At 71.6% G+C, this 12994-nt stretch carries 12 protein-coding genes and 1 pseudogene; 1 reads left to right on the top strand and 12 read right to left on the bottom strand.

The genetic code is table 11. From position 1 onward, the window contains the following. Positions 1-15: 15 nt before the first annotated feature. The 9 genes and pseudogenes from WMF26_RS08980 to WMF26_RS08940 all read right to left on the bottom strand — a co-directional run bounded on the left by WMF26_RS08980 (position 16) and on the right by WMF26_RS08940 (position 9006). Positions 16-1098, bottom strand: coding sequence for an ABC transporter substrate-binding protein (locus WMF26_RS08980; RefSeq protein WP_437945700.1), 1083 nt, complete (start codon positions 1096-1098; stop codon positions 16-18). A gap of 41 nt (positions 1099-1139) precedes the next feature. After that, on the bottom strand, positions 1140-2423 hold the full coding sequence (locus WMF26_RS08975; protein ID WP_437999972.1) for a hypothetical protein: 1284 nt from the start codon (positions 2421-2423) through the stop codon (positions 1140-1142). A 454-nt stretch (positions 2424-2877) separates the two neighbouring features. Next, positions 2878-4407, bottom strand: coding sequence for an amidohydrolase family protein (locus WMF26_RS08970; protein ID WP_437336756.1), 1530 nt, complete (start codon positions 4405-4407; stop codon positions 2878-2880). A gap of 128 nt (positions 4408-4535) precedes the next feature. Continuing rightward, positions 4536-4784, bottom strand: a complete 249-nt coding sequence (locus WMF26_RS08965) for a hypothetical protein (RefSeq protein WP_437336755.1) — start codon at positions 4782-4784, stop codon at positions 4536-4538. 409 nt (positions 4785-5193) lie between these two features. Beyond that, positions 5194-6093, bottom strand: coding sequence for an STAS domain-containing protein (locus tag WMF26_RS08960; protein WP_437999971.1), 900 nt, complete (start codon positions 6091-6093; stop codon positions 5194-5196). A 206-nt stretch (positions 6094-6299) separates the two neighbouring features. After that, positions 6300-6842 carry a VOC family protein gene (locus tag WMF26_RS08955; protein WP_438002390.1) on the bottom strand — a complete coding sequence of 181 codons (543 nt, stop codon included), beginning with the start codon at positions 6840-6842 and terminating at the stop codon, positions 6300-6302. 21 nt (positions 6843-6863) lie between these two features. After that, positions 6864-7154: pseudogene (locus WMF26_RS08950) on the bottom strand (DUF1428 domain-containing protein); the annotation flags it as partial. 359 nt (positions 7155-7513) lie between these two features. After that, positions 7514-8467, bottom strand: a complete 954-nt coding sequence (locus tag WMF26_RS08945) for a phosphotransferase (RefSeq protein ID WP_437999970.1) — start codon at positions 8465-8467, stop codon at positions 7514-7516. Beyond that, the gene (locus WMF26_RS08940; protein WP_437939627.1) at positions 8464-9006 is read right to left on the bottom strand and encodes a hypothetical protein; all 543 of its coding nucleotides are present in this window, start codon (positions 9004-9006) and stop codon (positions 8464-8466) included. Before WMF26_RS08940 ends, WMF26_RS08945 begins: the two co-directional genes overlap by 4 nt. A 197-nt stretch (positions 9007-9203) precedes the next feature. Between WMF26_RS08940 and WMF26_RS08935 the strand changes: the two genes are divergently transcribed. Next, complete coding sequence (locus WMF26_RS08935; RefSeq protein ID WP_437999969.1) at positions 9204-9761, top strand: RBBP9/YdeN family alpha/beta hydrolase; 558 nt, start codon at positions 9204-9206, stop codon at positions 9759-9761. Between the two features lie 129 nt (positions 9762-9890). On the opposite strand, the gene WMF26_RS08930 is transcribed toward WMF26_RS08935, so the two are convergent. From WMF26_RS08930 to WMF26_RS08920, 3 genes are read right to left on the bottom strand one after another with little or no spacing between them, the layout of a single operon-like run. Beyond that, complete coding sequence (locus tag WMF26_RS08930; protein WP_437999968.1) at positions 9891-10967, bottom strand: hypothetical protein; 1077 nt, start codon at positions 10965-10967, stop codon at positions 9891-9893. A 5-nt stretch (positions 10968-10972) separates the two neighbouring features. Further along, entirely contained in the window at positions 10973-11809 is an 837-nt protein-coding gene (locus WMF26_RS08925; protein ID WP_061627048.1) for an ABC transporter permease subunit, read from the bottom strand. Then, positions 11806-12741, bottom strand: a complete 936-nt coding sequence (locus WMF26_RS08920) for an ABC transporter ATP-binding protein (RefSeq protein ID WP_437945690.1) — start codon at positions 12739-12741, stop codon at positions 11806-11808. The genes WMF26_RS08925 and WMF26_RS08920 overlap by 4 nt, the downstream gene beginning before the upstream one ends. Positions 12742-12994: the final 253 nt, after the last annotated feature.

Here is a 12994-nt window from a genome sequence, read left to right as displayed (position 1 = left end):
CCGCGCGCGCTCCTCTCACTGCCTTCCGGGGTGCTTGACCTTCCCGTTCGCGTCGAACTCGGGCCAGTAGCCCTCGAGGTTCAGCTCCTTGAGCGCCGCGTTCAGGAACCGCAGGTCGATCCACGAATCGACGTCGAACGTATTCCTGATGAGGCCGAACCGCTTCGCGTCGGCGACGGCCGCCTTGTAGCGGGAGATCAGGTACTCATCGAACAGCGGGCTCGCGCGCACCTTGAGCGAGTCGCCCGTCTGGTCCGCCTTGAAGTTCGCGTAGGGCGTCCCCGACTTGGACCAGAGCTGGTAGATCGGCGCCGGGTTGGCCTCGTTCTGCGCGATCCAGTGGGCGGCCTGCACGACCACCTTCACGACGCGCTTGGTCACGTCCGGGTACTTGTTCGCGAACTCCTCGGTGACGATCAGGTGAGCGTGCCGCAGGTAGGCCGGCGAGTCGTTCTTCGTCGTGTAGACGATCTTCGCGATCCCCTGGTCCTGGAGCGTGAGGAGGTCGTACCCGCCGAAGGCGGCGTCGATGTCCCGCGTGGCCAGGGCCGCCTTGGCGGTCGCGGAGTCCATGTTGAGGATCCGGAGGTCGCGCTCCGACAGCCCGCTCCCCGCGAGGATCTTGTTGACGGCCAGCTGGAGGTTCGTGCCCTTGAAGAGGGCGACCTTCTTCCCCTTGAGGTCGGCGAGCGACGAGATCGACGAGTCCGAGGGGACGGCCAGGTACGTGTGCTGGCGCGTCGACACGCCCGCGAGCAGCTTCGTCTTGAGCCCCCCTGCCCTGCCGATGCTCGACGGCAGGTCTCCCTGGAGCGCGAAATCGAGGAGGTTGTTCGCGTACGCCTCGTTGACGGCGGGGCCGGCGCCCTTGAAGAAGGACCACTCGATCTTGATGTTGTCCTTCTTGAACTCCTCCTCGAGGAGCCCGCGCGCGTGCACCACGCTGAGGCTGCTGCCGCCCACGAAGGGACGGTTGCCGATGCCCACGCCGGCGAACGCGACGCGGATGACGCGCGGCGCGTCCGCCCGGGCCGCGTGCGACGAGAAGGTCAAGAGCGCCGCGATGAAGATCTGTAGAATGATAAGAGCTCGTCTCATGCTTTCCTCTCCGAATCCGATGCTGCGCGCCGCGGGACGCGTCAGAAGCCGCCTTGCAGCTGGGCGAGCAGCTCGTGCTGCGCCCCTTCTTTGTTCGTGCGGTCGTCCCGTCGGTTGAAGTTGAGCTGGAACTTCGTCGTCTCCGCGAAGAAGACGTTGAAGCCGAGCGTGTAGACGTCGACCCGGTTCTCGAGCACCTCGGTGCTCGGATCGAAGAGGTCGACGCGGATGAACGGCTGGTAGGTCTTCGGCCACCAGTCGTCGTATCGACCCTGGTTCCGGTACCCCCTCAGGAACTGCTCACCCCAGTTGTAGAAGAACGTCGCCACGTGCGACAGGCTCGAGAGCCTCGTCTTCTGGGGGTCCTCCAGCGTCGTCCCGAGCGTGACGTCGTCCTGGCCGTAGATGAACTCGTAGGTGACGCCGATCGGGTAGTGGTTGTAGTAGATATCGCCGCCGTACCGGCGCTTCGCGCCCTTCCCGGACAGCGTCTTCTTCTCGTCCTTGAGGAACGTGTTCTGCCAGCCGATGTACACGCTGCCGCCCAGCGTGATCTGCCGGAGGATGGAGTTGTAGTCGGACGGCACGGTGAACGCGAGGCGGCCGATGATGTCCTTCTCGCTGTTGTCGTCGGGCGTGTTCGGACCGCTCCCGTTGACGAGGCCCACGGCGTAGGCGAGGATGGGCGCCCGGTAGTTGTAGCCGTAGTCCACCTGCGGCAGGATGTCGCCGCGGACGATGAGGCCGAGCTCGCGCCGGTTGAGCCCGAGCCGCGTCGTGAACTGCGCGTTGGTGATGACGGGCTTGAGCTCCTCGCTCGCCGGCACCTCCAGCCCGAACGGCAAGAGCTGCTGTCCGAGGGTGATTTGCAAGACCCAGTCCTCGGGGGCGAGGGTGGGGAGCACGGAGTACGACAGCTGGGCGTCCAGCAGGTTGAGGAAGCTGTTGTTGCTCGCCTGCTGGGGCGAGGCGCCGAAGCGGAGGGAGTAGGTGAGGTTGCGCCCTTCCTCGTAGTCCTTGTAGAGGATGCCGTTGAACGAGAGGAGCGCGGCGCCCGTGTCGAACGTCACCTTGCGATCGTTCGAGGTCGCCGAGTTCACCGGCTGCTCCGACCACCCGATGCGCGTCTGGACGACGCCGCCGATGGTGAGGGAGCGCGTGGAGATGGCGGTGTGGAGATCGCGCTCGCGCTGCCACTGGAACTTGAAGTTCTCGAGGTCGGTGACGAGCCCTTGCAGGTCGTCCCGCGTGACGGCGTTGGGATCGGGCTCGACGAAGGCCTCCGCGGCCGCGTCCCCCGCGGGCGCCGAGACCGGGGATGGCACGCCCGGGGCTGCGCCGGGCGCCGCAGGAGCCGCAGCGGCGGCGCCCGGCGCGGCGGGCGCGGCGCCCGGTGTCGCGGCTGGAGCCGCGCCGGCAGGCGCCGGCGCCGCGCCGGCAGGCGCCGGGGCCGCGCCGGCAGGCGCCGGGGCCGCGCCGGCGGGCGCTGGGGCCGCGCCGGCGGGCGCTGGGGCCGCGCCGGCGGGCGCCGGGGCCGCGCCCGCTGGCGCCGGGGCCGCGCCCGCTGGCGCTGGCGCGGGTCGCTCCCCCTGGGCTCGGCCGGGCGGGGTCTGGGCGCTCGCCTGGGTCGCGCAAAGGGCGATGGCCGTCGCGAGGATCGTGGAGACAGATGTTCTTGAACGGTCAAGCAGACGCATGAATGGATCCAAAGAGGTTCGTTAGATTCGCCATCACCGCCGCGCGGGGCTGCTTCCGTCAGCCCCGCGCGGCGCATCTCCGTCAGGCCGCCTTGCTCTTCGGCAGCTTCTGCTCGACCGCGGTCCCTGCGAAGAAGCCGGGGTTCTTGCCGGCGAAGAAGTTGTACGGGTGGGTGAACACGAGATCGCGGAAGTTCGCCTCCGTGAGCGCCCCGCGCTCGACGAGGCTCCAGGTGTCGGCGAGGACCTCGGTCAGATCCGGCACGTCCCAGTGCCCGCTGTCCGACGCCCAGAAGGCGTTGAGCTGCACGCCGAGCGGGTTGACCTTCGTGTTGAACGCGTACGCGATCGTCGGGTCGTCCGCCTCCGAGCCGAAGTAGAAGTTCGGCACGTACCGATCGCGGATGTCCTCGATCCGCTCGATGCCCGCCGCCCCGAAGTCGTCGAGCGCGGCCGGGTCTTGCGGCTGGCGGCGCGAGTTGTTCGACACGCCGAGCGCCCCCCCGAGGACGGCGTTGATGTCGCCGAGCCGCGCCTCGACCTCCTGCCCGCCGTACTGCTGGTACAGCGCGTACAGCAGCTTCGCGTCGATCAGGTCAGGGTTGTAGTTCTGGACGGCCCGGCCGTTGCGCTTCTCCCAGTGACCGACGAGATCGGCGAAGAGCGTCGCGCCCCACGCCGCCCCACCCTCGAGGAAGCCGACGCGGAGATCGGGGAACCGCCGGGTCACGCCGCTGAAGAACAGCGACTTCGCGAGCGCCTCGGAGGCGGAGGCGAAGTGGCCGATGTGGTTGTACATGTAGTTCGAGAACGAGCTGCGGCTGGTCCACCCCATGCCGGCAGAGTGGGTGGTCAGCACGGTCTTGAGCTCGACCGCCTTGGCCCAGAACGGGTCGTAGTTGTATTCGCTGTCCACGCCGAACGTGTCGAGCCAGTTCGCGTGCCGCGCGACGTCCGGATGGTGGCGGGACGGGTACTTCTCGGCCACCGCCCGGATCGGCCGGCGGAGGTTGCCCGGGATGAGCGCGACCTTGAGGCCGAGCTCGCGCACCGCGAACTCGAGCTCCTCGACCCCCTCCTCCGGCGTGTGCAGCGGGATCGCGGCGACCGGCGTGAGGCGGTCGGCGTACGGCCGGTACACGTCGGCGTGATACGCGTTCACCGCGCGGATGAGCACCCGGCGCAGATCCTCCTTGCCGACGTGGGTGGCGAACGTGGAGACGTTCGGGAACAGGACCGCGTAGTCCGTGCCCGACTCGCCGAGCCGCTCGTGCAGGAGCCTGGGCAGCGACACCGTGGCGAGGTCGAGCGTGTTCTTCGTCGGCAGGGCCCACCACGGCGGGCGGACCGAGCGCTGCGCGGCGCGCTGCTCGGGCGTGAGATCGTACCACTCGTTGCTCAGGTAGCCGAAGCCCCGGTTGATCGCCTGGCGGAACTCGTCGACGTACTTCGCGCCGCCGTACTTCGCGATGTAATCCTCGAGGATCGGGGCGAACTCGATCGTGTGCAGATCGGTGTCGATGACCGGGTAGTCGAGCTTGTCTCGCACCGCCCGCGAGCGGGAGGTCTTCTTGCCGTCTTTCAGCGAGAGATGAGAGGATGAGATGCTCATGACGATGTCTCCAGGGTGCGACCGTGCCGCGCGCTCGCTTCCGGCGCGGGGCAGCCGCGATCAAGGCGCATGAGGCGGCGCGCCGAGGGGCGACCGCTCCTGTGCTGAGAACGTGAGAGGCCTTCGAGCTAGAGCGCCGCGAGCGCGGCGCTCGGACAGCGCGTGGCCGTCCATCGCTCGACGTCAGCGCCGACCCGGCGGGGCGCACCCTGCGGCGAGCGCCGGAGGGAGGAGCGCGCCTGCGCCGGCGCGCCGATGGCAGCGCTCGTCGCGACGCGGCGCCGCACGACGGTCCGCGCGCCTGGACGGGCGTTCGTCACGATCGTGCCGGCGAGGATGGATGGGATCGCATCGAGCGCGATCACGGGGTCTTTCATGGCTGTCTTCACGTGAACGCTCGCCCTGACGCATTGCATTGGGCGGACCAATGCGTTTGCTGGCTTCAGCAGGGCAGGCCGGGCGGAAGCCGATCGAAGCGCTCCGCGTCGCGAGCGCGACCGCCCTCTCCTGAGCGCCGTCCCGGGGGAAAACAGAGAGGGCCTGAAGAGCCCGACGCCTCCCGATGGCGAAGGAAGATCAGCGGGTCGCAGCGCGCGCGGCGCACCCGGTCAGAAGAGCAGATCGACGAGCGTTGCTCCGCTGTCGCTTCCGTTCTGCACGCGCCGTACCAGGCTTATGTCCGCTCCAAAAGACGCGGATCCGTTATACCGGATGCCGCCGTGCTGCTGGAGCAGCAGGCGTGTGCTGCGGGGGTGCTGCTCCAGCAGCAGTCCCCGAGCGGGTGCGTCATCGCGGGGACGGCGGCGCGGCGGCCGGCAGGTTCGTCGCGGTCGCGAACGCGATGCCGCTCTGCAGGTCGCGGCGGGTCACGATGCAGGAAAGGTCGATGTCGAGGCCGACGATCGCCTGGGACACCTCGGGTCGGATGCCCGTCAGGACGACCTGCGCCCCGAGCAGCCGGACCGCCCGCGCGACCTGCAGGAGGGCGTTCGCCGAGGCCGTGTCGATGTGCGGCACGCCCGTGACGTCGATGATCGCGACCCGCGCCTGCCGCTCGACGACCTTGCTCAGCAGGTTCTCCATCATCTGCTGCGCCCGCACCGTGTCCAGCGCGCCGACGAGCGGCAGCACGAGGACGCCCTGGCTGATGGGCACGATGGGCGCCGACAGCTCCAGGAGCGTCTTCGCCTGCATCCGGAGCTGGTCCTCGAGCTGCTTTCGCTTGGTGATCACCTCCGTGAACAGCATGATCCCGCCGATCTCGCCGTTCGGCGCGTACCACGGGAAGATCTTCCACATCCCCCATTCGACGTGCCCGTCGCTCCGCGGGAAGGGCTCCTCATCATTCCCTTCCGAGGCCCCCGCGAGACAGCGCTGGTGGATCGCCTTCCAGTGCTCGGGGACGTCGGGGAAGATCTCATAATGGCTCCGGCCGACGAGCTCCTGGTCGCCCAAGCCGAACTCCGCCCGGTAGCGGTGACTGGCCATGACATAGCGCATGTCACGATCGAACATGGCGAACGCTGCCGGTGTGTAGGTGACGAAGAGGCGCACATGCTCCTCGCTCCGGCGCAGCGCCTCCTGGAGGCGAGCCCGCTCCTCCTCGACACGCTCCAGCTCCCGGATGCGCTGCCTCAGGCGCTCGTTCTCGGCAACGACATCGTTGTAATCTACGTTACAGGTCATCCGGATCCCCGATTCTGTCCTGGACTTATACCAAAGACGGAGGACCGGTGGCGACCGAAGGGGCGCCGCATGTGTGCTGCCGACGACGGAGGTGCGCCCCATCGCCGGGACGTGCCCGGAGCGCGAGGGATCGCCACCACGCCTTGCTCGGGCAGCCGCTCGCCTCGGTCAGACCGAGCTGCTGGCGGCAGGCGCCGCGCCGGCGCTCAGCGCGCTTCGTGTGCGGCCTTGAGGCCGGCGATGTCCAGCTTCACCATCTTGAGCATCGCCTCGGAGACGCGGCGCGCCTTCTGGGGGTCCGGGTCGGCCATGAGGTCGCCGAGGACGGTCGGCACGATCTGCCAGCACACGCCGAACTTGTCCTTGAGCCAGCCGCACTGCTCGGCGGAGCCGCCCTCGAGCAGCGCGTTCCAATAGTGATCCACCTCGGCCTGGTCGTCACAGCTCACCACGAACGAGATGGAGTGGTTGAACGGGTCGAGCGGGCCGGCGCTGATGGCCATGAAGGGCTGACCGCACAGCGTGAACTCGACGACCTTGACCGAGCCGGCGGGGCCGCCCGGCGTGTCGCTCGGCAGCGGGGTCACGCGGTCCACCCGGGAGTCGGGGAAGATCGACGCGTAGAACCGGGCCGCCTCCTCCGCCTCCTTCGCGTACCAGAGGTGCGGCGTGATCTTCTGGACCCTGGTGCCCGTCTTGCTCTCCTCGCCGCCCGAGTCGAAGAGGACCGCGAACCCGCCCCAGATCATGCGCTTGGGGTCGAACGGCGGCGCTTCCGTCGTCTGCATGCGCGGGTCGGCCATCACCTTCGCGCTCGCCTCGTCGCGCACCTCCTTCGAGGGCCACACGATCCAGGAGAACACGATGGTCTCGCCCGCCTCGGCCTTCACCGCGCCCTTGAAGTCGGTGATCTTGCCATCGGGGACGTCGTCGCCCCAGCACTCGACGACGCGCGTCGCGCCATACTCCCGGAAGACCTGCGCGGCTTGCGCGCAGAGCTCGCGATAAGCCTCCTTTTTGCCCGTGGGTACCGGAGTCACGAAGCCGTCGATGTAGCTCATGGCGCGAGTATGCAGATCCGCCGTTTATGCCGTCAAGCACGGCGGATCCAGACGAACGGCGGGCTCGACCATGGACGAGAGTCGATCGCTCCGGGATCGGCCGAGCGGATCGCGGCCAACCGACCCACGGCAGCGAGCAACGGCCCGGAGAGGGAGAAACCGAGACGCGCATTCGGAATGCATCCTGCGCGCCCCTCGGAGAGGGGCGACTCGCGATCTCCTCTTCGAGCCTTCCTGTCCTGCCGCGCGGCTGCCGAGCCGTGTCGAGCTGGCGCCGACGCGCCGCCGCTCCAGCTCGGCGCAGCGTCGAGGCGACCGCGACCGCCGTCGGGCGGCCGCGCCCGTGCCTCAGCGGGACGTCACGGTCGGCCGCGCGAGACGTCCTGCGCTTCCCGGCGCATCTCGCGCAGGAGGGCGGCGGCGACCGTGCCCGGGTGGGTGCGCTCCGGCGCGGCGCCGAACGCGGCGAGGACCTCCGCGAACGGGCGGGGCTCCTCGCCCGCGGGCGGCGGCCCGCCGAAGCGCGCCGCCGCGACGAAGAACCCCGCCGCGTAATAGGCGAGGGCGATCGCGCGCGCCACGCGCGCCCGCGCGCGGTCGTCGTCGCTCGCGGGCCTCCCGAGGTACGCCTCGAGCAGGGCCTCGCGCTGCTCGGGCCGCGGATAGGCGAACACGCCGAGCTGCGCGAGGTCGACGAACGGATCGCCGGCGCCCGCGGTGGACCAGTCGACGAGGTACACGCGGTCGGCCGCGACGAGCACGTTGTTCGGGTTGACGTCGCGGTGACACGGGGCCGCGTGCGCGTGGGGCCCGCTCACCCGCTCGAGCGCGTCGGCGGTGCGGACGAGCTCCGCCGGGAGGCCCACGCCCGCGAGCGCGGCGCACTGCGCGTCGAGGGAGCGCAGGAAGTCCATGCGCGACGGGCCGCGCGGAAACGGCGGACCGTCGTGGAGCCGCCGCAACGCCGCCGCGACCCGCCCGAGCAGCGCCGGGTCGCGCGTCGGGCGGAGCGGCGTCCCCGCGATGCGGTCCATGATCGTGACGCCCGCCCGCGCGTCCGCGTGGCGCAGGCGCGGGGCGACGCCGCGCTCGGAGGCGGCGCGCATGCACGCGGTCTCGCGCGCGAAGCGCCCCGGATCGCTCGGATCGGGCGCGCAGCGCTTCGCGACGTACGGCGCGCCGTCGACCGCGAACGCGACCAGCGTGGCGCCGGAGAACCCGCCGGACAGCGCCGTCACGTCGGTCACCGGGCGCCCGGGGAACGCGGCCTCGAGCGCGGCGGCGAGGTCGGGGTGCAGCTCCGGGGCGCTCATGCCGTCCCCCGCGTCGCGGCGAGCCGCTTCGCGTAGAGGCGGCTCCGCGCGGCGAGGTCGGCGGGCCGCGCCCAGTCCCATCCGATCGCCCGCCAGTCCGGGTCGTCGGGATCGAGCCCGAGCGACGCGACGAACGCGCGATCGGCGACGAAGAAGTGGCGCTTGTACGTGAGGAGATAGCTGCGCGGCGCCTGCGGCAGCGCCTCGAGGTGAGCGCGCGCCTCGTCGTAGGTCGTGAACCAGTGGTGCAGCACGCCGGCATCACGGCCGTAGAGCAAGGCCCCGAGCTCGGGCGCGCCGGGCTCCCCCGCGAGGGCGAGGCGCGCGCGCTCCCAGCTCGAGAAGCCGCACTCGCGCGCGACCACGGCGAGGCAATGCTTGCGGCGGATGCCGGGGACGGCCGCGGCGAGCGCGGCCTCGTCGGCGCGCACGAGCTCGGGCAGCGCGCGCAGGCGCGAGAGCGCCTGGGCGTCGTTCGACGCGAGCCGCTTGTGCAGCAGCTCGGCGCGGATCTTCAGCTCGCGAACGGGATCGTTCATGGACGTCTCCTCTCGAATCGGCCGCTGCCCGCTCCCTCGGCCCGAGGATCTCGACGTGCTCATGACGGTGCGAGGTGACCCGCGATCGTCGCGTTGCAGGGTGAAAGGCTTCTTTCCGGCGGGGAGGGCGCCCCTGCGCACCCAGAGCGACGTCCATAGCGCTTCACGCCCGGACGCGCCAGGTGGAAGATAGTCGCATGATGCCGCCGCTGCTCATGGTTCCTGGTTATTCCGGCTCGGGGCCTCGCCACTGGCAGACGCTCTGGGAGCAGAAGCTCCCTTTCGCGCGCCGCGTGGAGATGCCCGACTGGGCTCATCCGGACCGGCGCGCGTGGGTGGAGGCGCTCGACCGGGCGGTCGCAGACAGCGCCGCCCCTCCGGTGCTGATCGCGCACAGCTGCGGTGTGAGCACGGTGGTCCACTGGGGGGCGTCGGGCGCGCGGCCCGTGCGCGCCGCGTTGCTCGTCGCGCCGGCCGACACCGAGTCTCCGAGCCATCCGCGCGACGCGTCGACGTTCCACCCCTTGCCCAGCGTCAGGCTCCCGTTCCCCTCGGCGGTCGTCGCGAGCGCGAACGATCCCTACTGCACCCCGGAACGAGCCGAGGCCTTCGCGCGCGCCTGGGGGAGCCAGCTCATCCACGCTGGACCGTGCGGGCACATCAACACCGACGCCGGCTTCGGGCCATGGCCCGACGGCGAGCGGATCCTCGCCGCGCTGATCGGCGAGCCCGTCTCACGGGTGTTTCGCGCCTGACGCGTCGATTGCTGACGACCCGCCGGATCCGCGCATTGTCGCGCCTACGCGCGGCTCGCCTCGAGCTCGCGCGGCCGCTCGTGGCCCCATTGTCGACGGATCGAGGGGGCGCCTGGCGACACCATCACATCACCGCGCCTCCCCTCCCGTCCCCTCCTCATCCGGCGCCCCGCCGTCCCTCCGGCGCTCCACGCAGCGGCCCATCGCCTTCTGGATCATCGGCAGCGGCAGCGCCAGATCCATCGAGAAGCGCCCTTTGCGCGGGCTCACCCGCGCCAGGTCGAGCAGCTCGACGAGCTGCTCCTCCCCGTCCGACTGCGCCTTCAGCCGGGCCAGCGAGAGCGCGGTCCCGAGCGTCTTGCCGAGATCGTCCACGTCGGCCGCCACGGGCCCCGTCACGTCGGCCACGATCGCGACGTCCTCCGACGCGTCGACGTGCAGCTCCACCTGGCCCACCGCGCCGCGCAGCCGCTCGGCGATGTCCGGCTCGCTCCCCTCGAGGAGCTCCGCCACGTCGTCGGCCGAGAGCACCCCGTACGCGTCTCCATAGCTCGCCCACTCGGGGATCACCGGCGGCGCGGGCGCCACCTTGTCCTCCAGCCTGTCGATCGCGGCCTCGATCGCCGCCGCGTCCCTGCCGAGGAGCAGGAGGCCGTCGCCCCAGCGGCCGAACACCGGCACGCGCCCCTCCTCCTCGAACAGCGTCCCCCGCGCGCCGTACGCGCGGCGGCTCCCCCGCAGGGAATCGAAGCGCGCCGACGGGAACTCGCCCGACACCACCACGAGGGCCCCCGACGTCGCCGCGATCCGGTCGATGTCCTCGAGCACGTCGATCCCGAACTCGTCCTCGATCTCCTCGAAGCTATCCATCTCGACGTTCGCGAGCATGCAGTCGAGCCAGAGCTTGCCGGCCGGCGACTCCTTGATGGCGCTCGCCTCGAAGACGACGGCCGACGTGGCCCTGTCCGTGGGCAGCGCCGTCAGCAGCGGGTCGCGCGAGGGCCTCGGCGCCGCGCTCGGGTCGAGCGCCGGCGGCGGCAGCGTGCGGCGGCGCAGGCTGCGCTCGAGCTCGGGCTCCCGTGGGCCGCGCGGGAACTCCACGCGCGCCTTCTTCGGGGACGTCGCCTTGACGTCGCCGCGCGACATGAGCCACGCGGCGAGGCCGAGGAGGAGGACCGCAGCGAGGAGCCAGGCTCGGTGGCGCATGGAGCTCAAAAATCCTTCTGTTCGAATCCCCAGATGCCGAAGGCGACCGCGGCGAGGCCGAAGACGGCGATCCCCGCGAGCTGGCTCGCGAGATCGAGCGCCTCGACGGGCGCCGAGGCGGCGAGCTCGGCGGAGGTGTCGGCCAGCGTGGAGACGCGCGGCAGGAGCGCGGTGACGGCGCGGAAGAGCGCGCGGGGGGCGCCGGACTCGAAGAAGCTCGAGAGGCGCTCGCGGTAGCCGGCGACGATGCCCGCGACGAAGAGGGCGCCGCCCGTGGCGGCGGAGAGCGCGGCGCTGCGCGCGAACACGGCGACGGCGAGCATGGCGCCGTAGAGGGCGGCGAAGGTGACGCTCGCGAGGAAGGCGGCGAGGACGGGGCGCAGCGTCCAGACGCCGGTCTTCACGGCGAGCAGGAGCGTGAAGCCGCCCGCGCCGTAGAGCGCGCCGGCCAGGGCGAGGGCGAGCACGCCGAGGAAGGTGCCGGCGAGCAGCTCCCAGCGCTGGACGGGGAGCGCGAGGAGGTGCTCGATGCGGCCGGGCGCGAGCAGGCTCGGGGCGAAGTCGGCGCACGCGAGGACGCCGAAGCCGAGGCCGCCGTAGAAGATGACGTACGCCGCCGCCCGGAAGATGGGCCGGAGGGCGACGTCGACGGACCGGATGTCGGTGGGGACGACCTGGCCGAAGAGGCGCGTGGCGGCGAGGGCGCCGTCGACGACGTCCATGCGCAGGGTGAGGCCGGCGACGCCGAGCAGGAGCGTGATGCCCGCGCCGAGGGCGAGGAACCACCGGCGCGAGGCGGCCTCGCGGACGAGGTCGAGCGCGACGGCGAGGACGGTCTTCACGACGGTCCTCCGGAGCTCGGCCTGCCCTGCGCCCCGAGGGCCTCGGCGAGGACGTCCTCGAGGTCGCGCATGTCGCGGGCGAGCTCGATGAGCAGGGCGCCCCGGGCGCGGGCGCCGTCGAGCAGGGCGTTGAGGTCCTCGGGGCCCCCGGCGTCGCAGGTGAAGGCGCCCTCGGCGTCGCGGGCGACGAAGCCGAGCGGGGCGAGCGCGGCCGGGTCGCAGCCGGGCGCGAAGCGGACGCGGAAGCGCGTGGCGCTGCCGCAGAGGGCCTCGAGGGCGCCTTCGCGGACGAGACGGCCGCCGGCGAGGATGCCGATGCGGTCGCAGACGCGCTCGGTCTCGGAGAGCAGGTGCGAGTTGAGGAAGAGGGTGGCGCCGCGGGCGCGCTCCTCGGTCAGGATGCGGCGGATCTCGGCGCGGCCGAGGGGGTCGATGCCGTCGGTGGGCTCGTCGAGGACGAGCAGGTCGGGCGCGCCGAGCAGGGCCGCGGCGAGGCCGAGGCGCTGCTTCATCCCCTTGGAGAAGCCGCCGATGCGGCGCTCTGCGCTGTCGCGGAGGCCGACGCGGGCGAGGTCGCGGAGCAGCGCGGCCTCGGTCATCGAGAGGCGCTTGAGCCGGGCGACGCTGGCGAGGAAGGCGACGGGCGTGAAGGCGTGCGGGAGGTGGAGGCGCTCGGGGAGGTAGCCGATGCGGGCGCGGACGGCGCGGTCCTCGGGGGCGCCGCCGAGGACGCGGACGACGCCGGAGGTGGGGCGGACGACGCCGAGGAGGGTCTTGATGAAGGTGGTCTTGCCGGCGCCGTTCGGGCCGAGGAGGCCGAACGCGGCGCCGCGGGGGATGGCGAGATCGAGGCCGGCCAGGGCCTGGTGGCCCTCCCGCCGGAAGAGGCCCGCGTAGGTCTTGCGGAGCGCGGCGGCTTCGATGGCGAGCACGGCGGGAGCATAGCCGACGCGGGCGAGAGCAGCAGGGGTCGGGCGCTCGCCGGCGCCGCCCGGGCCGCCGAGAGCGCGGCCGCGCCGATTGGCGCGGGAGAATCGCGCTGTCTGGCCGCGCCGCACGGCCTGCGGGGGTCGCTCGCTGCGATCGAGGAAGTCCATCCGCGGGTCATGGCCGCACGGCGCCTCCCTCGTACCGGCGACCGTGGCGCGTGGAGCTGGTGCCCTCGATACGACCCCGGAAGTCGAT

Origin of the sequence: Sorangium sp. So ce185, assembly GCF_051526825.1 — a bacterium.
Taxonomy (GTDB): domain Bacteria; phylum Myxococcota_A; class Polyangia; order Polyangiales; family Polyangiaceae; genus Sorangium; species Sorangium cellulosum_D.
This window is presented reverse-complemented; position numbering and strand designations above follow the sequence as displayed.